This is a genomic window from Bradyrhizobium sp. Pha-3 (assembly GCF_042258615.1).
Lineage (GTDB): Bacteria > Pseudomonadota > Alphaproteobacteria > Rhizobiales > Xanthobacteraceae > Bradyrhizobium.
This window is the reverse complement of the sequence record NZ_CP170152.1, coordinates 7,958,838-7,978,575: the sequence shown is the minus strand read 5'-3', so window position 1 is coordinate 7,978,575 and position 19,738 is coordinate 7,958,838. Positions and strand designations below refer to the sequence as shown.

Below are 19,738 nucleotides of genomic sequence, written 5' to 3'. Positions count from 1 at the left end.
CGCAGGCCGGAGATATTGATGCGCGACGCGCTTGTCGAAATCACTGAATGGACAGGTGGCGGCCTCGCCGCGCGCCTGTTCCGCTGCCGGGTAGACAACCAGGATTTCGAATATCCAGATGCGCTGACGTGGCAGCCGCTCACGCTCGATCCGCTGCCACCGCTGGACACCGTTGCGAATGTTGAGGCCTATGGAACGAAGATCCACTCCGAGCTTGCCAATCATCCCGCGATCAACGCCGAGCTGACCCAGATATTCGGCGCGCCGGCGAATGCGCTGCTGAAGTTCTTCATCAGCATACCGGGCGAGCGATATCGCTGGGAAACCCTATGCGCCTTGGCGCCTCGCCAGTTTCTCGCGCATCAATGCGCGGTCAGCCGGCTTGCCTCGATGAATGACAATGCTTCGGACGCACGGACATTTGCGGGCCTGATTCGCATGGCCGCGTTCCTGTCGCCGGCCGGCATCTCCGCCGCGAACGAGTACGCCAGCATCTCTGCCCAGGTTGCGGCGGCCCGCGCGGCGGGCCTCGAAGTCGAGTGCACAATCTATCTGGGCGACCAGGAACTGCTAGAGCCGCCCGCCGCCGGATGGCCCGCCGGGATCAAGGTGGCGCCGATCCCGGGCGATGTCCAAGCGATGGACCGGCTCTTAGTGGAGAAGCCGGTCGAGATCCTGCATTTCTTTTGCCACGGCTTCGTGACCGTGGGAGTCCAGAACCTAGAGTTCGCGAACATCAACGACACCGACATCGCCGCGAAGTCGGGATCGGTCGTAGTGTCGCTGGAGCGCCTCAACCAGATCCTGATGCTGACGAAGACAACCTGGCTGACCGTGCTGAACTGCTGTTCGGGCGGCAAGGTGGTGGAGCGGCTGCATTCGATGGCCCGCATCCTCACCAAGCGTGGCTCCCCGGTCACCATCGGCATGGCCGAGCCCATTTCCGACACAGACGCCTCGACCTTTTCCGCGGCCTTCTATGAGAAACTGTTTGCAGTAATGTGGGCCGCACTCGGACGCGCCACTCCGAATTCACTCGTTTTGCTCGACTGCGCCTCGGCGGTCATCGAGGCGCGGCGTCGCGTGCACAACAAGTACATGGTCGCGCCGCCCGACGCGTTTGGTCGCTGGACGCTACCGTTGCTCTACGAGCGCGGCGCGCCGCTGGTGGTCAAGCTGGTGCAGCCGATCGATCCCTTAATGAAACAGCGCGTTGACACTGTCGCCGAGGCATTGCGCACGCTGCCGCCGACGACGCCGGCCGAGATCCGCCAAAATATCCTGATGTTGCTCGATGCCGCCCCCGCGGTCCCCTTGGAATTCCGGCCCAACGCTTTTGGGGTGATAGACGCCGCATGATCGATCGAATCGAACGACAGGAGGCCTTGCAGATCAACGCCTGGGACGGGTCGAAGGCGCTGCAGGATGCGTTACCCACACGCACGCGATGGGCGCAGATAGAAACGGCCGCCGAGCAACTGCAATGGCTCGCGCCTTCCGCGCCGACCGACCAGCGCGACTGGAGTCACCCGGACGTCGGCTGGGGTGTCGTTCTTTCCGACAATGATCAGATCAGCGCCGCCGAGAACGCGAGGGGCGACGATGCACCCGCGCCGATCCGCGACCTGCTCAAGGCGCGCAAAAATGCGCCTGTCCTGCGCTATCGCGCCGAGCTGCAGCAGGGATATTTGCGGCGCTACTATCCGGACATGCCGCCGCAGGACCTTTCGGTGCAGGCGCCCAATCCCGGAATCGGCAGGGGCAGGATACCGCAATATCTGCTGATCGTCGGATCCCCGCAGCAGATTCCCTGGGCGGTTCAATACGCGCTCAACATGTCGACTTTCGTCGGCCGCCTCGACCTTCCTGACGAAGGTCTGCGCCGGTACGTTGATGCGCTCATCAGCGATTGGGCTGGAGAGACCTCCGACCCGCGAGCGCCAGTGGTGTGGAGCGTCGATTATGGCCTTTCGGACATCACTTGGCTGATGGCCGAAGCGATCGCTGGCAAGCTCTGGCAGGAATTCCTGGCCGATGAGGACCTGAAGCGGCGAGTTCGCTTCAACGGACGCGAGGCCACTGGGGCCGCGCTCAGCACCGCGCTGCAGGAAAGAACACCCTCCCTCGTGGTAACGACCAGCCATGGAATGACTGCTCCCCTTGACAACAAGGCCGTATTGCGGTCGCAGCTCGGCTTCCTCGTCGATGTCGAGCAAACACCGCTCGGGCCGGCGAGATTCGCCGACTGGCAGCCGTCGGGCGCAATTTGGTATGCGCACGCCTGCTGTTCCGCCGGAACGGATAGCGAGTCCCGCTACAAGGACCTGCTGCCTGCGGGAGGGGAGATCGAGCAAATGCTCAACGGCGTCGCACGTGCCGCCGGGGCGACGGTGGCGCCGCTGCCCAAGGCGTTGCTCGGCGCGACAAGCCCGCTGCGCGCCTTCGTTGGTCATGTCGAGCCGACCTTCGACTGGACGCTGCGGGACCCCAAAAACAAGCAGGTCGTCACACACGCGCTTAGGGCCGCGCTGTACAAAAATCTCTATCAGCAAGACATGCGCACGCCCATCGGCTACGCGCTGAAGGACGTCTTCAAGGAAGCCGGCGCGTTCTACGGCGGATGGCAGGCCGCCGTGAAACAGATCAACGACAATGTTGCCGGAATGCGTGACTGGGCTCTTTATCGCAAGCTTGCGGCGATGGATCGCCAGACCACTGTGATCCTCGGTGACCCCACCGTGGCAATGCCGCTGCTGCGCTGAGCGGCGCCGCGCGAGAGATCGCCAATCCGGACTCACCCGAAGGATCCGCCGACTGGCGTCTCCACGAACGCGTCCGCGGTCCGTATGATTTCCTTGAGGAAGCAAACAATCCATGGCGCTGCACGCCGCCGCGTTCGCGCTACTGCGAAACGGCGCGAGTAAGCGCGCCCTGCCGAACCGGCGCATGAGGAAACAAATTACAACTGTTGCGAGAATACTACAGACTTTCGCTTTGTAAGCTGCCCAAAATCTCTGATTGCAAACTGGACGTGCCATTAATCATAGAATGCGTTATCCGGCAGGGGGCCGCCATGAGCCTGATCCGTCGTATACTGACTGCCACCATTGTTTCCGCCGGTCTCGGCGGCTGCGCTATCCACCCGCTGCCGGAACAGGTCGCCGGCGTCGACACTCCGCATATCGTGCGACAGATCCGGTGCGAGACGCGCGAGGCGGTCAAATCGACATTGATGGATTTCCTGGCCTTCATTGGGAGCGGCTTGTTCGCCAGACTCCCTGAAGGGGTTCGCGACCCCGTCGCCGACCGTCTGGTAGCGCTCTACGAGCAACAGCCGGAATTGTTGGATGGGTTCAACTCCAGCCTGTTCCCAGGGCCCAAATATGTGCATGAGCGTGAGGCCATCGACCTGCTTTTGAAAGCGGGGGCCGCCTACACGTTCGACTTCAACATTTACGAGGACAACAACATCGGCGCTTCCGTGAACCTGCTCCGTGACATAAACCCGAACTTCACGGCCGGCATCAACGGCAGCGCCAACCGCAGGCGGTCGAACGAGCGCACATTCACGGTGACCGACACCTTCGGCTATCTTCTCGCCAATCTGGACGCGGCGGCGCCGCGCGGCATCCGCTATTGCGACGGGCAGATCGTCGGACCGAACTACATCTATCCTATCACAGGCCGTGTCGGCGTGGACCGCACCGTCAAGGATTTCAGCAGGCTGCTGCTGTTCGGAAACCTGGCCGGCAAGGACGGCAAAGCCGGCGCTGCGCCGACCATGACCGATGACCTGATCTTCACGACGACGGTCACCCTGGAGGGCACCCCGAAGGTGGTCTTCGCGCCGGTCGGCACGCTCTTGCGCGTCGCCGACGCGTCGCTCGATCTCAGCGTGGGGCGCAGCGACAAGCATCAGGTCACGATCGGCCTTGCCGTGGACGTGGCCGGCGTTGACTCGCTGCGCGGCTTCCTGTTCTCGGCAGGCCGTGGCAGTGGCGCCGTGATCGCAGGGCGGCGTGCCACAGGACGACAACCGGTCGGCATGCTGTACGCCGGGCAACGCGTGACGGGTGGCGGCACCCCGTCCGAGGTTCTCGCTGTCATCGCGATCGATCAACAGAAGAGCAAGGAATTTAGGCTGCAGGTCCAGCCTTGAAAAAGGAGAATCTCATGGCCCGAAAAACATCGCGACACGTCGCCGCTTCCAAACCCAAGAAATCGCCGGCTCGCAAAGGCAGAAAATCGCCGGCGACCAAGCGGGCGAACAGCGCGAAGGCTCGGTCCGCATCCGCCAGCCTGCGCAAAGCGGTATCGGCGGAGAACTTCGTACGAAGTATCAGAACCCTGCACAATCTGGGTCTGATAGACGCATTCATGCAATCCGCAGAAACAGAAAAGTTGACCTTGACGATGGACAGCGCCGCTTTCGAACGGGTAAAAAAATCCGTGAACAAGCTGCGCCGGCCCGCACCCGTCTTGGCCGAACTCCCCTCACCGGCCTCGGCCGGGCTGGCGAAAAGGGAAGTCAAGCCGCCCCCAGACTTCGGGAGCAACGCCGCACCCGGCGGGTGGGGAGGCGTCAAGCCGCTCCCAGGTGATGACCCGTGGGACTTCTAGCGTTCAGGCGCCAGGCGCACGATGTGCCGGTTGAGGTCCGGCGAGCAGCCCCCATCACGCCGGACCATGCTCGCTGAGCACCCGCTTGACGCCTCCGCTGCTACGCAAACTCCGCAGATGCGTTCCCGGCGCCGGCGATATTCGACTCGAATCCGTCGCCCTATTCACTTGCACCTCTATTTCGATTCCCGCGATGGAGAGCGCTCCAGCCCCCGTTTCCTCCGACGATCGATGCCGTCGTTCGAGCGTGCGCCTGGAATAGGACCTGGGAGGAAGCCGTTCGAAGCTGCTGAATGATACTCGTCCGAGGCGCCGTTCTTTCCCCGGGGCGACCTATCGAGCTTGGCCCAAGCGCAGCAACCGTGCCAATCGCGGACTGCATGGTCGGAAGCTCCGGTTTCGACCGCTGCGCTGCGCCGGCCTCGGCAAGAAGCCTGCGCAGATCTTCGACCTTTTTCCGCAAGTGAATCGGCCTGCTCTTTCATTTTGTAGTCCAGAGGGCTCGCCGGCGCGTCGCCGCGAGGCTTCGATGGCCGCTTCTGGCACGCCGGTTTCGACGATCTGCAGATCGTGGCCCTCGGCAAGGGTGCGCTCCGCTTCGCCGCGGGTTCGAACGCCGCTGCGACGTGCGCTGGATCGATTTGCTGGAAGGGTATGCTCGACGTGGTCGGCACGCCACAGCCGTTTGTTGTCACATACTTGTTACACGACGCCGCGGAGTGGACGTGAAGCGGCCGCACGTCATGATTCGGAATTAAAGTGGCGGCCGACGCCGCGCGGCGGCTTGATCGCACCTTACGACCTCCTGCCGCAGTCCGGCCCGATGACAGGACTGTTGTCGTGGGAACACCTCGGCGACCCGTGGAAGCGGCTACCGTTCGGATGACGCCGCTACTCAAGCGGCGGACCGGCGCTCCGGACCGTCGCGAAGCGGCGGCAATAAACGGATGCAATTTCGGTCCTTATGCGATACGATTTAGCGAGGATAGCGCCACCCAAGAGTGCCACACAAAACAAGATCGTGGACTGAAAAACGAAATAGAGTCAATAGTCTACGGGATTGCCGCATTAGTTCAATCCTGTCTGGCAGTTGCTACTCCTTGACGATGCCTTCTCCCCTTAGCAAGCCTTTCAGCACAAATTTATGAGCGTGGGCGGCCGGCGCAAGCTTGTGATTGCAGCAGTCCGCTACGGCATCCAATTTGGTTGCGAGGATTTGTTGACACCCTGTCAGTATGCGATTGGGGCTATCGCCCTCACGCGTCAGTTTAGCCGACGTATTCCCAAACTTTCCTATTCGAGGCGGGAGAACGCTTAGGAAGAAGATCGTGGTGTAGCTGCCGGCGGGTCACCGCGCCCGGCGTGAGCCGGGCTGGTCAGCTGGCAATAGCCTGAAGGCTGACGGTCGGATGATCGCTCAATGGAGCGACGGTTTCCAGTGGCATGTAGCGGGCACGCCGGACGGCCTATTCGGCGTCTGCTCGAGTTCGGCAAACCAACCTCCAGAGACCAATTGCGCGGAACGCGGCCCATTTCTTCGGCCGCACACCGAAAAGAACGCCCATCAGCATCAAGAATTTCTCGGGCAGATTGGGGAGGGTTCTGCTGCTCATCAGCAGGCACTCGCCTGGTTCAAGAGTTTGCCGGTCTGGTTGGATCTTCCTGGATTGCGCGTGATTCATGCGTGCTGGAACAGTGCCGCGCGAGAGACACTTGCCGGCTGCCTCGATCCTGGCCATCGGTTCCACGTTAGGATCCGACACACTGTTCGGTATGTTTGCCGAAACTATCTGGCAAAGTACTGCGACGCCTTTACGGGAGTCTGAGGGACTCGAATTTTGGGAAGACAGACCTAGTTCCTGCAGGTTACTGAGGAGCCCGAAACGCTTCTTGAGAGCGGATTTAGGGACGCCCAGATCCTCGAAAACCATGTGCTTCAAACGCTCTGGCGAGGCCGTCTACTGCGGCAGCCGCCGCGTCGGTCCTGCCGCAGCGCCCTTGGGTTGGCGTTTGCCGACGGGCTGGTTATAAGCCTCGTCTTGCAAAGCAGCAGCGGCTTTAGACGCGTTTCGAATTCATGATCTTCACGAACAGGAGAGCATCGGCTTTATCCTGCAGCACGGTTCCCTCGCCTTGGGAGAGGACCTGAGCTGCGGCACTCGAGCAATTCTTTTTCTAGATTCTCTCCCTCCGCGAGCTTCGTCGCAGCAATCGCTTCTCCGCGCGAGGGTGTTGGTAAGTTACGGTTGGCGGCGGCGCCGAGTGGATGGTCTCGCAAAACCGGTGCTGCGACCTATACGTCAATCTACCCGGCTCCTCTGTCCTTATGCGCCCAGCCGACGCGTGCGACTGCAACAGCTCCGTCACGTCATGCATGATGCCGCAGAAAATGAATCGAACGTCAGCGTTCAGTTCGGGAATATTCCAGCATGAACTCCGCGAACTTCTCGCGCTCTGCGGTGCTATCGATGCGCTCCAATTCATCTACAATGATGATGGTCGTGCTTTTCCGCTTGGATGCCACGTATCGGACGATGTCGAGCGCTTCCGTTAGCGACTGCGGCGCGGGAATATTGGTGCTCCCCTTTGTGCCCCCGGATAGTCCAACTCCGCCCAGCCCTCCGGGCAAGCTGAAATTGAAGCGGCCTCCCGAGGCTGCTTTCTCCATCCGTTCTTCCACCGGCACCAGCGCGTTGCCAATTGCCTGGATAGTCTGAGCGAAGTTGTTGGTCTTTCCGCACATCGCGTAGATGGGTAGATTTTCGACGCCGGTGTGAAGGTAGGCCGTTGTCAACGCCAGCGAGGTTTTCCCTACGCCGCGATCTCCGTAGATGAAGATCTGGCGTCCGGGAGAGCTGAAAGCGCGGTCGATCGTTGTGAGTGTTTTTTCCCGACCGAACAAACGCTCTGGCGTCTTGATCGAATCCGATGGCGTCAGGTTCTCAGAGAGAACCCGCTTCAAATCTTCATCGGTTACGCCTCGAATTGCCATGGGTGCCTCGATTCGGGTCTGATTGTACCGAGATACGGTGCAAACCTGATAGCAAGTGTTCCTCAAAGTTCTATTTCTTCCAGCGTTTCCCGCGCGTTCTCCGACCTTTCCTCGTTACATTTCCCCAGCCAGACGGTGCGACCGGGGGCTAGCGGTGGTGACAATCCTTCCGTTCATCCCGACGACACGCGGCGGCAAGTGAGACGGCGGGTGATACTTCGGGGCCATCCGGACATCCAGGCGCAAAGAGATCGGATCGGCGATCTGGAGCGGGCTACGGCGTCTCGAACACTGGCCAGCACCCGTCTTCTTCATGCCTGCCGGTGCGCTGCTGGCAGGTGTTGTCGAGCAGCCGCTGCGCGACGTCCTTCCAGACCGCGTTGCCGCCATATAATCGGACTGCATCGGCGGTCTGGATTTCCACGGTCCGCTCGCAGCGGCGGCAGGAAACGCACAGTACGTGGCGCTGCATTTCCGAAAGACGTCGCTGCCGCATCTCGGCCCCGGTCGCCTCGGCGCGCGGGTCTTTGAGTACCGCTTCCCAGTATTCGGCCGGGAGCGGCGCATCCGGAGCCGCAGCGGAGGGACCCGGCCTGCGGGCGGCTTGAGCGGTCAGTTTTTCCATCTGCTTTGGGGTCGGCATGCGCCAGCTCGCGGGTCGATCGGTCATTCCGAATTAGAACATAAAGAGAACAAAAGTCGAGTCCGCCTGGGCGGGCATCCGAGAAAAATCGCCCTGTTGGGAAGGCCGCGATGTCGGAACCAAGCCCCCCGATCGTCTTGAATCCGGCAACAGTGGTGGTGTTACGCCGACGCCCTGGACGCCACACCGCTGCCAACCGTCGAAGCCCCTCCATACGACGAGGCAAAGTTCGCCGGCTGGGCCAAACAATACGCATGCGATCGGCATTAAGGCATATCAGTGGCTACCCCAGGAACGCCGGTGCAAAATGACAAAGACCACCCCGTGACCATCAATAACGATTATCCCATCTCGGCAAAGGCGGATTTGGACAGCCAGTTGCTCAAAGGAGCGGCGCGGCTGAGGGCGATCCTGGAAGATGCGTTGAGTCAATGAGCCGGCGGCGCGTACGAAGTTCACCAGGATAAATTTCCGATGCCTATGGGCATGGAAGCGTATCTTTAGATCGCTGGTGTCGGTCTGACCGTTGCTAGTCCCTTTTCTTTACCGGTTACCAAATTCGGGAGGCGAACCGCACGCTCGTCTTCACGACCGAGCAGGGTGTTTACAAGGAATCTCGCGATATTCTGAAGTTTCTTGCCGACAACCCTAGCGCCCTTGTTTCGGCGCAGGCGGATGACATTTCCAATCTAGTCACGTGAATCTAAAGTTCACCACATAAAGTCTGGTGGGCTTTGTGGCGGAAGCGTTTGACGGAAGCCAAAGTCTGGTCAGCACACTTAGTCCATTTGAACAGCTTCGGGTTTTTGTTGTGCAGATCGATGAAGGTGCGGATGTCGGCCTCGACCTGCTTGACGGAGGTGTGAACACCTCGCTGGATTTGCTTTCTGATGAGTTCAGCGAACCAGCGCTCGACCTGATTGATCCAGGACGCAGAAGTCGGCGTGAAGTGAACATGATAGTGCGGCCGGCGAGCGAGCCACGCTTTGATCTTGGGCGTCTTGTGGGTGGCGTAGTTGTCCATGACGATATGGACAGCGAACCCCTCGGGCATTTGAGCGTCGATCTCTTTAAGGAACTTCAAAAACTCGACTGCCCGATGGCGCTTGTAGCATTTGCCGATGACGAACCCCGAGGCGGCATCGAGCGCTGCAAAAAGCATGGCCGTGCCATGCCGCACATAGCTGTGCGTGCGACGTTCCGGCACGCCAGGCATCATCGGCAAGACTGGCTGCTCGCGATCGAGGGCCTGAATCTGGCTTTTCTCATCGATGCTGAGGACAAGAGCTCGGTTCGGTGGGGATAGATAAAGGCCGACGATATCGCGTACCTTGTCGACGAACAGCGGATCGTTCGACAATTTGAATGTCTGGCTACGGTGCGGCTGCAAGCCGAACGCCGACCACATTCGGCGGATCGTGGTGTGGGAAAAGCCAGTTTCCGCAGCCATCGAGCGGATCGACCAGTGCGTCGCGTCGGCCGGCGTCGTACGCAACGTTCGCTCGATCATGGCGGCAACCTGATCGTCGTCGATGGTGCGAGGGCGGCCAGCGCGGGCTTCGTCAAGCCGGCCATCACAGCGATCCTTAAAATCGACGGCGCCACTTGCCAACGGTGTATTCATGGATGCCGAGTTCGGCAGCCACAGACTTGCTTGGCAAGCCATCCGCACATCGCAGGATCGCGCGGCATCGCTCAGATAGCGACCGCGCAACACGATGACGACGAACTTGCCTCTCTGGGTACGTGCGCTCCTGCGGACTGAGCACTAACGGCGCGATCGGCCGGCCTCACGCCCTGCAGTCCCCACAAGCGCTCTCTTCGACAAAGATTCGAGCTATCAACTAATGTGACGAACTTCCGTTCCAGATGACTAGTGTCCTGAGTCACAAGTTCGCAATCATAGATTCGCGGTAGCTTCGCGTTGCTGTGCCAAGGATTGAGGCAAACAGCGACGGAGGCTGCGATGGCGGTCCAGCGACTTGCTCCCCTGATATTGAGCGATGATGGGCGTGCCGAACTGACGTCACTTACGATGCGGCGGAAGACGGCGCAGGCGCAGGCGCTGGCTCTGAGAGCCGGGATCGTGCTGACTTGTGCGGAAGGTAGTCAGAACACGGAAGTGGCGGCCGATCTGGGGCTGGGCCGGCAGACCGTAGGCAAGTGGCGGCGGCGTTTCATGGAGCAGCGCGTGGCGGGGCTGCACGACGAGCCGCGCTCCGGCGCGCCGCGCACGATTGACGATGCCCGTATCGAAGCCGTGATCGTGAGGACGTTGGAGAGTTGCCCTGAGAACGCCACTCATTGGAGCTCCCGCGACATGGCGAAGATCAGCGGCCTATCAGTATCGACGGTACAACGCATCTGGCGGGCCTTCGGGCTCCAGCCGCACCGGATGGAGACGTTCAAGCTCTCGACCGATCCGAACTTCGTGGCCAAGGTGCGCGATGTCGTGGGCCTCTACGTCTCACCACCGGAGCACGCCATCGTTCTGTGTGTGGATGAGAAGTCCCAAATCCAGGCGCTGGACCGCAGCCAGCCGATGCTGCCGATGCGTCCCGGGCAGGCGGCCCGAAGGAGCCATGACTACAAAAGGCATGGCACCACCGCGCTGTTCGCCGCCCTCGATATTGCGACCGGAGGGGCATTGGCAAGTGCTACGGGCGCCACCGCACCGCCGATTTCCTCAAGTTCCTTGACGAGATCGAGGCTGCTGTACCGCGCGAACTCGACGTCCATCTTTACATCTATGCTGTCCAGCGTGCAGGAAAGAATCGCTTCGAACATCAGAACTATCCTCTCCTTCATCTCAGGGGAGCCGGTATGTTACTGCAAGCCGCATGATCTTGCCGCATAGACGCGCGCCGGTACGGATGGAAATTCGGCCGCTCAGCATCAAACGATGCGTTTTGCGTCAACAAAAGAATACCGCTTTCCCGGAACCGCCGAAAAAGAGTTTGCCTTGGACTCGCTCGTCTCTGCTTTCTCTGAAAATATTGATTGCTCGCCGGATGGTGCTTGCGAGGGGAATGCTGATGACTTGCACTGACCTGTTTGACCGATCTCGAACCCGCGTCGCGCCGCTGACGTCGTGCCGCACGGCGTATTGTTGACGCTCCGAGCGCGTGCCGGCGCGGATCAGGGACGCTGATCGCGCCAACCTTCCCATAATTCAGAATCCGCCGGCGGCCCGCATGAGCCGCGTCGCAACCCGCTGGCCCGGCGGCGCGCGAACGCTTCGTGCTGCCTGCGTCACACCTCCACGTCCAACATTTGAGGTAAATCCAATGACCGCCAGCCATGATCAGATCAAATTCGCCTACTGGGTGCCCAACGTCTCCGGCGGATTGGTCATCAGCAAGATCGAACAGCGAACCGGATGGGACATCGACTACAACCGCCGCCTGGCGCAGATCGCGGAGGCGAGCGGCTTCGACTATGCGCTGAGCCAGATCCGTTTCACCGCCGGCTACGGCGCCGAATTCCAGCATGAGCCGGTCGCCTTCAGCCACGCACTGCTGGCAGCGACCACGAAATTGAAGGTGATCGCGGCGCTGCTGCCCGGGCCCTGGAATCCGGCGGTGGCGGCCAAGCAGATCGCGACCATCAGCCAGCTCACCGAGGGGCGCGTCGCCGTCAACATTGTCAGCGGCTGGTTCCGCGGCGAGTTCACCGCGATCGGCGAGCCCTGGCTCGATCACGACGAGCGCTACCGCCGCTCGGAGGAATTCATCCGTGCGCTACGCGGAATCTGGACGCAGGACAATTTCAGCTTCCGCGGCGATTTCTACCGCTTCTCGGATTACACGCTGAAGCCGAAGCCGGCTCATCCCTTGCCCGAGATTTTTCAGGGCGGCAGCTCGCGCGCGGCGCGCGATATGGCCGCGCGGGTGTCGGACTGGTACTTCACCAACGGCAATTCGGTCGAGGAGATCAAGAAGCAGGTCGACGACATCAGGGCCAAGGCGCGCGCTAACAATCACTCGGTCAAGATCGGCGTCAACGCCTTTGCGATCGCGCGCGAGAGCGAGGCCGAGGCGCGCGCCGTGCTCGACGAGATCATCGTCAAGGCCGATCCGGAGGCGGTCAACGCCTTCGGCCATGAGGTGAAGAATGCCGGCAAGGCCTCGCCGGAAGGCCAGGGCAACTGGGCGAAATCCAGCTTCGAGGACCTCGTCCAGTACAATGACGGCTTCAAGACCAATCTGATCGGTACACCGGAGCAGATCGCCGAGCGCATCGTCGTGCTGAAGGAGGTCGGCGTCGACCTCGTGCTGCTCGGCTTCCTGCATTTCCAGGAAGAGGTCGAATATTTCGGCCGCCGCGTCATTCCGCTGGTTCGCGCGCTGGAGGCGAAAACCGCGGCGCACGCCCAGGCTGCCGAGTGACGGGGAGTCTGGCAACGTGACCGCGGTGGCGACAAATGCCGGTGTCCTTGCGCTGGAGGCTGCTCCGGCGCAAGGGAAGGCGCGTGCAACGACGATTGCCGATGCCCCCACACGGGTGCTCGCGCGGGCCGGCGATCGCGCGGCACGGCCGGTGCTGGCGCTGAGCGAAATCTCGCTCACATTCGGCGGCGTCGCGGCGCTGCGCGACGTCGATCTGGAGGTTGCACCGGGCGAAATCCGCGCGGTCATCGGGCCCAATGGAGCCGGCAAGAGCTCGCTGCTCAACGTCATCAGCGGGCTCTACCGTCCCGATCGCGGTTGGGTCTGGCTCGGCGAGCGCGCCTTCGTCCAGGTGCCGACGGCACATCTCGCCGCGCACGGCGTCGCGCGCACGTTCCAGAATCTTGCGATCTTCAAGGGGCTGTCGGTGTTCGACAATGTCCTGATGGGGCTCGCGCACCGCGTCCGCGCCGGTTTCCTGCGCCAGATCATCGGCTCGCCGCTGGCGCGCCGGATCGAGGCGGAGAACCGCGCCGCCGCCGAGGATGTCATTGGCTTCCTGCACCTTGGCGACGTCCGTGAGCGCGCCGCCGGAAGCTTGCCCTACGGCTTGCAGAAGCGGGTCGAGCTGGCGCGGGCGCTGGTCGCGCGGCCGACCCTGTTGCTGCTGGACGAGCCGTTCGCGGGCGTCACCTTGAGCGAGAAGCGCGAACTGTCCGGGCATGTGCGCAATGCGCGCGACAGCTACGGCGCCACCATCGTGCTGATCGAGCACGACATCGCCGTGGTGATGGGATTGTCCGACCGCATCGCGGTGCTCGACAACGGCCGCAAGATCGCCGACGGCACGCCCGACGAGGTGAGATCCGACCAGGCGGTGATCGACGCCTATCTCGGCGTTGCGCATCAGGACGTCACGGAGCTCGCGGTCTGATGTTCGATTATCAGTTTCTGCTCGAGGTACTGGTCGGCGGCCTGCTGTCGGGGGTGATGTACTCGCTGGTCGCGATCGGCTTCGTGCTGATCTACAAGACCTCGGGCGTGCTCAACTTCGCGCAGGGCGCCATGCTGCTGTTCGCCGCGCTGACCTTCGTCAGCCTGGCCGAGCGCGGCCTCTCGTTTCCGCTCGCGTTCCTGATCACCCTGGCGGTCATGGTGGTGCTCGGCGTGACCGTCGAGCGCACGGTGCTGCGGCCGCTGGTCAACCAGCCGCCGATCACCCTGTTCATGGCAACCCTCGGGCTGTCCTATGTGATCGAGGGTGCCGCGCAGCTGTTGTGGGGCACCCAGGTTCACGGCCTCGACATCGGGATCAGCGACGTGCCGCTCGACATCGCCGGTGTCTTCATCAGCCGGTTCGATCTGTTCGCAGCAGTGGTCGCGGGAAGCCTGGTGGCGCTGTTCGCACTGTTCTTCCGCTACACCCGGACCGGGCTCTCGTTCCGCGCCGTCGCCGACGATCCGCTCGCAGCGCTCGCCGTCGGCCTGCGCCTGCCGCGGGTCTGGGCCACCGTCTGGACGGCCTCCGGCGTCGTCGCGCTGGTCGCCGGATTGTTGTGGGGCGCCCGTCTCGGCGTGCAGTTCTCGCTCTCGCTCGTGGTGCTGAAGGCGCTGCCGGTGCTGGTGCTCGGCGGCTTCGATTCGATTGCCGGCGCGATCATCGGCGGCCTTCTGATCGGCGCCATCGAGAAGCTTGCCGAAGTCTTTGTCGGGCCGCTGTTCGGCGGCGGCATCGAGGCCTGGGCCGCCTATGTCGTGGCGCTGGTGCTGCTGCTGGTGCGGCCGTCGGGGCTGTTCGGGCAGAAGCTGGTCGAGAGGGTCTAGGCGATGCGCGCAGCAACCTTGACAGCACGGCACGCCGGCGTAGTGACCATCGCGATCGCCGTCGCGGCCGTGATCGCCTTTGGCGTCATCCCGTTCTTTGGCTCCGACTATCTGCTGGATGCGGTGCTGACGCCGTTTCTGGCGCTGGCGCTCGCCGCCGTCGGGCTCAACGTTCTGACCGGCTATGCCGGGCAGGTGTCGCTGGGCTCTGCCGCGTTCCTGGCGGTCGGCGCCTATGCCACCTACAATCTCCACCTCCGGCTGCCGGAGCTGCCGCTGCTGGTCGATCTGGTGCTCGCCGGCCTGATCGCGGCTGCGATCGGCATCGTGTTCGGACTGCCGAGCCTGCGGCTGCGCGGCTTCTACCTCGCGGTCTCGACCCTGGCTGCACAATTCTTCGTGCAATGGGCGCTGACCAAGTTCGGCTGGTTCTCCAACGACAATCCGTCCGGCGTCATCGATGCGCCGGTCCTCCGCGTGGCTGGTCTCACGTTCACCAGCCCGGCCGGACGCTATGTGTTCTCGCTGAGTGTCGTGACGGCAGCGACCTTCCTGACCTGGCGGTTGCTGCGCGCGCAGAGCGGCCGCAACTTCGTCGCGGTGCGCGACCATGAGCTCGCCGCCAAGGTGATCGGCATACCGCTGTTGCGCACCAAGCTGCTGGCGTTCGGCGTCTCCTCGTTCCTGATCGGCATTGCCGGGGTGTTGTGGGCCTTCGCCTATCTGCGCACGGTCGAGCCGGCCGGCTTCAATCTCGATCGCTCGTTCCAGATCCTGTTCATCATCATCATCGGCGGATTGGCCTCGCTGCGCGGCGCGTTTCTCGGCGCCGCCTTCATCGTGGTGTTTCCGCTGATCCTGTCGCGCGCCGGTGCGGCCCTGCTCGGCGGCGTGTTCGATTCCGGCGTGCTGGAGATGAGCCAGCGCATCGTGGTCGGCGCGCTCATCATCGCATTCCTGATTGCCGAACCGCGCGGCCTGATCGCGCTGTGGGACCGGTTTTGGACCGCCCTCACGCGGCAAGTCGCCGCTCGGAACACATGACATTTCGCACCACTGGAGAAGTTGACAATGATTAAGTCGAAGGTTCTGAAATCTGCTTTCGCCGCGGCAGTCGCCGCCGTGCTGGCCGGGTTACCTGCCGCCCGGGCCGACGAGCAGTTCTTTCCCCTGCAAAGCTACCGGGTCGGCCCCTATGCGGCCGGCGGCACCGGCTTCTTCGGCGGGTTCATCGACTATCTCAATCTGATCAACATCCGCGATGGCGGCATCAACGGCGTCAAGCTGACCTGGGATGAGGGCGAGACCCAGTACGAGGTCGAGCGCGGCGTCGAGGTCTATGAGCGGCTGAAGGGACGGGCCGGCGTCGCCGCCTGGAATCCGCTGTCGGTCGGCATCGCCTACGCCATGATCGATCGCATCACCAAGGACAAGGTGCCGCTGATCACCATCAACCACGGCCGAACTGACTCGACCGACGGCCGGGTGTTTCCCTACGTCTTCCCGCTGCTGCTCAATCCCTACAGCGAGACCTCGGGAATCGTGAACTACATTGCGAGCCGCGAGGGCGGCATCGACAAGCTGAAGGGCAAGAAGCTCGTCGTGCTCTATCACGGCTCGCCCTATGGCAAGGAAACCATCCCGATCTACAAGCTGCTCGCCGACAAATATCAGTTCAGCCTGGAGCAGATCGAGGTGCCGCATCCCGGCAACGAGCAGCAGTCGCAATGGTTGTCGATCCGGCGGGCGAAGCCGGATTACGTGGTGCTGCGCGGCTGGGGCGTGATGAACCCGGTGGCGCTGAAGACCGCGCAGAAGGTCGGCTTTCCCGCCGACCACATCATCGGCAACGTCTGGTCCAATTCGGAGGAAGACGTGATCCCGGCCGGCGACGCCGCCAAGGGCTATATCGCGATCACCACGCAGGCCTCCGGCGAGCAATATCCGGTGCTGCAGGAGGTGATCAAGACGGTCTACGGCGCCGGCAAGGGCAATCTCGACGACAAGAAGCGGATCGGCAGCGTCTACCACAATCTGGGAATCGTGAACGGCATCCTCAACGTCGAGGCGATCCGGATCGCGCAGGCGAAGTTCGGCAAGCGCACATTGACCGGTGACGAGGTGCGCTGGGGTTTTGAGCACCTCCAGCTCGATCCGGCGCGGGTGGAGGCGCTCGGCGCCAAGGATCTGTTCCATTCGATCAACGTCACCTGGGACAATCACGAAGGCGACGGCCGCGTCACCTTCCAGCAGTGGGACGGCGGCAAATGGAAGGTGGTCTCGGGCTGGATCGCGCCGGACTGGGCCTTCCTGCGCCCGATCATCGAGAAGTCCGCGGCCGCCTATGCCAAGGAGCACGGCATCAAGGTGCGCACCTCCGGTGACGATCCGGTCAGCAACTGATGCCGCGACCGGCGCGGGAGCCGTTATGGCTCCCGCGGCCTGCAACGTCAGGGATCAACGGATGAGTGAAACTCTGCTCGCGGTCGAGCGACTGGCCGCAACCTATAATCACGCGATCGCGGCGGTCAGTGACGTATCGCTCGCCGTGCGGCGCGGTGAGATCGTCGCCGTGCTCGGCGCCAATGGCGCCGGCAAATCGACCACGCTGCAGGCGGTCTCGGCGCTGCTTTCCGCCCGGCGCGGCCAGATCACCGCGGGCCGCATCGTCTTCGACGGCCGCGACGTTGCGGGCACATCGGCGGCGACGCTGGTGCGCGCCGGTCTCGTGCCGGTGCTCGAGGGGCGGCATTGCTTCGCCTCGCTGACGGTGGAAGAAAATCTCATCACCGGCGCGATGGGGCGCGACGCGCGGCGGGCGGAGATATCAGCGGACCTCGACCGCGTCTACGCGCTGTTTCCGCGCCTGAAGGTGCATCGCCGCTCGCTCGCCGGTCTGACTTCGGGCGGCGAACAGCAGATGACGGCGATCGGCCGGGCCCTGATGTCGCGTCCGCGGCTTCTGGTGCTGGACGAGCCGTCGATGGGTCTGGCGCCGCTGGTGGTCGAGGGAATTTTTCGCGCGCTCAGGCAGCTCAACAGCGAGCAGGGGCTGTCGATCCTGGTCGCCGAGCAGAATTCGACGGTGGCGCTGCGCTTTTCCGATTACGCGGTGGTGCTCGAGAACGGGCGCAGCGTGCTGGCCGGCGCGGCAGCCGAGCTGCGCCAGCGCGCCGACATCAAGACGCATTATCTCGGCGGATCGTCGCAAGGCGATCAGAGCCGGAGGCAGCCGACAGAGGCTGTCGCATGACTGCAACCCGGAGAGAATGACCATGGCCAAAGACAATCTTGCACACAAGATCGACGACGACGTATATGCCAGGCTCGATGCCGCCATCGACGCGACGGTGAAAGTGAATGCCGATCGCAATGACCGCGAGAGCCGCTTTCCGCGCGAGAATCTGCGCGCACTGGCCGAGGCCGGCTGGACCGGCGTGCTGAACGAGACCCAGTTCGGCGGGCTCGGCCTCGGCCATCTGGATTTTGCCGAGGCTGCCTACCGGATCGGGCAGGCCGATGCATCCACCGGCCTTGTCTATGTCATGCATGTCGGCGCGGCGCAGACCGTCAACCTGTTCGGCAACACCGATCAGAAGGAGCGCTGGCTGCAGGCAAGTAATGGCAGCCTGCTCGGCACCTACTCGACCAGCGAGCGCGCCACCGGCGGTCACTGGTGGTACAATCTGTCGGAAGCCTCGCGCGACGGCGACGACTACCGTGTCAACGCCGAGAAGTCGTTTACGACGAGCTCGGGCCAGGCCGACTATTACGTGGTGCAGACACGCACGCCGGGCGCGAAAGATCAGGCCGACATCATCTTCTTCATCGTCGACGGCAAGGCCGAGGGCATCGAGTCCCGTCCCTGGGATGCGCTCGGCGTGCGCGCCAACCACTCCGGACCGATCCGCTACAGCAATGTGCTTGTGCCGCAACGCGACCGGCTCGGCGCCGAAGGGCAGGGCAAGGAAATCATCTATGACGGCGTTTCGCCGGTCTATCTGATCGGGCTCGGCGCGGTCTGGGAAGGCGTCGCGCGCGGCGCGCTGAACGCTGCGGTCGCGCACACCACGAGCTTCGTTCACAAGGACAGGAACAAGAGCCTTTCCGACTATCAGGCGATCCGCCAGGAGCTCGGGGCGGCCAAGGTGCTGGTCGAGACGCTGCGGCCGTGGCGCAACGAGCTCGCAGGCAAGCTCGACGCGCTCTGGCGCGCCGGCAAGCCGCAGAGCGAGATCCTGATCCCGCTGACCGAGTTCAAGGTGCACTCCGCCGAGGTCGCCAACAAGGTCGCGGCGACGGCGCTGACGGTGACGGGCGGGTATGGCTATCACCGCGGCCCGATCGAGCGCGCCTATCGCGACGCGCGTGCGGCGATCGCGATGGGGCCGTCCAATGTCATCGCGCGCGACTGGATCGGCAAGGCGCTGGTCGGCCTGCCGTTGGAACTGTTCTACGAGGGCGGAGAATAAGTCGAAATTGCGTGCCATTGCCGGCATCGGCCGCACCCAAGATTGTGGCGATCCCTCGTAATACTCAAAAGGCAGATATCACGAAGCTCAGCGCGTAGCTGAGCGTGCCGGGCCAGGGACTCTGGACGGGCGGCTACGTCGAGCCATGGCTCTATCGTGCATGGATCCGGGCAAGCGGAAACCCGTCCGCCTGTTCGGACGATGCAAATGCCCATCCTTGACGGAGGCTACTGTCGGGTCCCAATCCACAAACGTCCAATGGCCGATCACCACAGTTTCGCAGGCGGCTCTGGCGTGGGGTGGGCGACTCACGCTACCCATCATTTCCAACCACCTCACTGAACAATGGGAATGACATGGTTGCAGCTACCAGTAAACTGCCGACCTCTGGTTACGCGCTTGAAGTTGACGGCCGACTCAAAACCGAATTTGCGACCAGAGACGGCGCCAGGGCAGGTGGAGAAGAACTCAAGAGACGTTTTCCCAGGCTTCAGATCAGGATCTATGACGCGCAGACCAACGCGCGCGAGGAAGTTTAGATTCTTTGACTGGAGGATTCGTCCGCTTTTGCGCGTGCGGCTGCCGCCGCATCGGGCTCTCGTGAACCCAGCCACTTCGCGTCTGGGCCGTCCGGCTTCGATCCCTCGCGCAGGACTGCGGAGCTCCTCGCCGGGGGCACTCGTGAAAGGGTCCCGCCGTCATCAAGTATGACGGCGTCGCTATCACTGCCCCGTTCCCGGGTGCCCTCTTAACCGGTCTTGTCGCTGCACTCGGTCCCGCGTGCCGCCTTCGGCGTCGC

The 19,738-nt window shown here is 62.7% G+C and carries 14 protein-coding genes and 2 pseudogenes; 12 read left to right on the top strand and 4 right to left on the bottom strand.

Features of this window, described 5'->3' with window-relative positions; genetic code table 11:
* Positions 1-18 precede the first annotated feature (18 nt).
* From ACE10Z_RS37230 to ACE10Z_RS37215, 4 genes are all read left to right on the top strand, one after another.
* Positions 19-1,359 carry a CHAT domain-containing protein gene (locus tag ACE10Z_RS37230; RefSeq protein WP_375778889.1) on the top strand — a complete coding sequence of 447 codons (1,341 nt, stop codon included), beginning with the start codon at positions 19-21 and terminating at the stop codon, positions 1,357-1,359.
* A complete protein-coding gene (locus ACE10Z_RS37225; RefSeq protein WP_375785147.1) occupies positions 1,356-2,762 on the top strand; it encodes a hypothetical protein in 1,407 nt (468 codons plus the stop codon). The genes ACE10Z_RS37230 and ACE10Z_RS37225 overlap by 4 nt, the downstream gene beginning before the upstream one ends.
* A 311-nt stretch (positions 2,763-3,073) precedes the next feature.
* Positions 3,074-4,159, top strand: a complete 1,086-nt coding sequence (locus ACE10Z_RS37220) for a hypothetical protein (RefSeq protein WP_375785146.1) — start codon at positions 3,074-3,076, stop codon at positions 4,157-4,159.
* A 14-nt stretch (positions 4,160-4,173) separates the two neighbouring features.
* Positions 4,174-4,620: a hypothetical protein gene (locus tag ACE10Z_RS37215; RefSeq protein WP_375778892.1), complete on the top strand. Its 447-nt coding sequence runs from the start codon at positions 4,174-4,176 to the stop codon at positions 4,618-4,620.
* Between the two features lie 1,466 nt (positions 4,621-6,086).
* Here the strand turns inward: ACE10Z_RS37215 and ACE10Z_RS37210 are convergent.
* The 4 genes and pseudogenes from ACE10Z_RS37210 to ACE10Z_RS37195 form a co-directional block, all read right to left on the bottom strand.
* Positions 6,087-6,359 carry a hypothetical protein gene (locus ACE10Z_RS37210; RefSeq protein WP_375785145.1) on the bottom strand — a complete coding sequence of 91 codons (273 nt, stop codon included), beginning with the start codon at positions 6,357-6,359 and terminating at the stop codon, positions 6,087-6,089.
* Positions 6,360-7,021: 662 nt separating this feature from the next.
* On the bottom strand, positions 7,022-7,612 hold the full coding sequence (locus ACE10Z_RS37205) for an ATP-binding protein (RefSeq protein ID WP_375785144.1): 591 nt from the start codon (positions 7,610-7,612) through the stop codon (positions 7,022-7,024).
* A gap of 274 nt (positions 7,613-7,886) precedes the next feature.
* Entirely contained in the window at positions 7,887-8,282 is a 396-nt protein-coding gene (locus ACE10Z_RS37200; protein WP_375785143.1) for a hypothetical protein, read from the bottom strand.
* Between the two features lie 676 nt (positions 8,283-8,958).
* Positions 8,959-10,036 (bottom strand): annotated as a pseudogene (locus tag ACE10Z_RS37195) (IS630 family transposase).
* Between the two features lie 185 nt (positions 10,037-10,221).
* Between ACE10Z_RS37195 and ACE10Z_RS37190 the strand changes: the two are divergent.
* From ACE10Z_RS37190 to ACE10Z_RS37155, 8 genes and pseudogenes are all read left to right on the top strand, one after another.
* Positions 10,222-11,003, top strand: a pseudogene (locus ACE10Z_RS37190) (IS630 family transposase); the annotation flags it as partial.
* 539 nt (positions 11,004-11,542) lie between these two features.
* Positions 11,543-12,643: a dimethylsulfone monooxygenase SfnG gene (gene sfnG / locus ACE10Z_RS37185; RefSeq protein WP_375785142.1), complete on the top strand. Its 1,101-nt coding sequence runs from the start codon at positions 11,543-11,545 to the stop codon at positions 12,641-12,643.
* A gap of 16 nt (positions 12,644-12,659) precedes the next feature.
* Positions 12,660-13,577 (top strand): ABC transporter ATP-binding protein, encoded by a 918-nt coding sequence (locus ACE10Z_RS37180; protein WP_375785141.1) that lies wholly within the window; start codon positions 12,660-12,662, stop codon positions 13,575-13,577.
* Positions 13,577-14,467: a branched-chain amino acid ABC transporter permease gene (locus ACE10Z_RS37175; RefSeq protein WP_375785140.1), complete on the top strand. Its 891-nt coding sequence runs from the start codon at positions 13,577-13,579 to the stop codon at positions 14,465-14,467. The genes ACE10Z_RS37180 and ACE10Z_RS37175 overlap by 1 nt, the downstream gene beginning before the upstream one ends.
* Positions 14,468-14,470: 3 nt before the next feature.
* Entirely contained in the window at positions 14,471-15,511 is a 1,041-nt protein-coding gene (locus ACE10Z_RS37170) for a branched-chain amino acid ABC transporter permease (RefSeq protein WP_375785139.1), read from the top strand.
* A gap of 27 nt (positions 15,512-15,538) precedes the next feature.
* Positions 15,539-16,870, top strand: coding sequence for an ABC transporter substrate-binding protein (locus tag ACE10Z_RS37165; protein WP_375785138.1), 1,332 nt, complete (start codon positions 15,539-15,541; stop codon positions 16,868-16,870).
* A 61-nt stretch (positions 16,871-16,931) separates the two neighbouring features.
* Positions 16,932-17,720, top strand: a complete 789-nt coding sequence (locus tag ACE10Z_RS37160) for an ABC transporter ATP-binding protein (protein WP_375785137.1) — start codon at positions 16,932-16,934, stop codon at positions 17,718-17,720.
* A gap of 22 nt (positions 17,721-17,742) precedes the next feature.
* Positions 17,743-18,939 (top strand): acyl-CoA dehydrogenase family protein, encoded by a 1,197-nt coding sequence (locus ACE10Z_RS37155; RefSeq protein WP_375785136.1) that lies wholly within the window; start codon positions 17,743-17,745, stop codon positions 18,937-18,939.
* Positions 18,940-19,738 lie beyond the last annotated feature (799 nt).

Coding starts and splice junctions, on each gene's coding strand:
- ACE10Z_RS37160 (WP_375785137.1), top strand. CDS start 16,932: ATGAGTGAAACTCTGCTCGCGGTCGAGCGACTGGCCGCAACCTATAAT.
- ACE10Z_RS37200 (WP_375785143.1), bottom strand. CDS start 8,282: ATGACCGATCGACCCGCGAGCTGGCGCATGCCGACCCCAAAGCAGATG.
- ACE10Z_RS37155 (WP_375785136.1), top strand. CDS start 17,743: ATGGCCAAAGACAATCTTGCACACAAGATCGACGACGACGTATATGCC.
- ACE10Z_RS37230 (WP_375778889.1), top strand. CDS start 19: ATGCGCGACGCGCTTGTCGAAATCACTGAATGGACAGGTGGCGGCCTC.
- ACE10Z_RS37225 (WP_375785147.1), top strand. CDS start 1,356: ATGATCGATCGAATCGAACGACAGGAGGCCTTGCAGATCAACGCCTGG.
- ACE10Z_RS37210 (WP_375785145.1), bottom strand. CDS start 6,359: ATGGCCAGGATCGAGGCAGCCGGCAAGTGTCTCTCGCGCGGCACTGTT.
- sfnG (WP_375785142.1), top strand. CDS start 11,543: ATGACCGCCAGCCATGATCAGATCAAATTCGCCTACTGGGTGCCCAAC.
- ACE10Z_RS37220 (WP_375785146.1), top strand. CDS start 3,074: ATGAGCCTGATCCGTCGTATACTGACTGCCACCATTGTTTCCGCCGGT.
- ACE10Z_RS37215 (WP_375778892.1), top strand. CDS start 4,174: ATGGCCCGAAAAACATCGCGACACGTCGCCGCTTCCAAACCCAAGAAA.
- ACE10Z_RS37205 (WP_375785144.1), bottom strand. CDS start 7,612: ATGGCAATTCGAGGCGTAACCGATGAAGATTTGAAGCGGGTTCTCTCT.
- ACE10Z_RS37175 (WP_375785140.1), top strand. CDS start 13,577: ATGTTCGATTATCAGTTTCTGCTCGAGGTACTGGTCGGCGGCCTGCTG.
- ACE10Z_RS37165 (WP_375785138.1), top strand. CDS start 15,539: ATGATTAAGTCGAAGGTTCTGAAATCTGCTTTCGCCGCGGCAGTCGCC.
- ACE10Z_RS37170 (WP_375785139.1), top strand. CDS start 14,471: ATGCGCGCAGCAACCTTGACAGCACGGCACGCCGGCGTAGTGACCATC.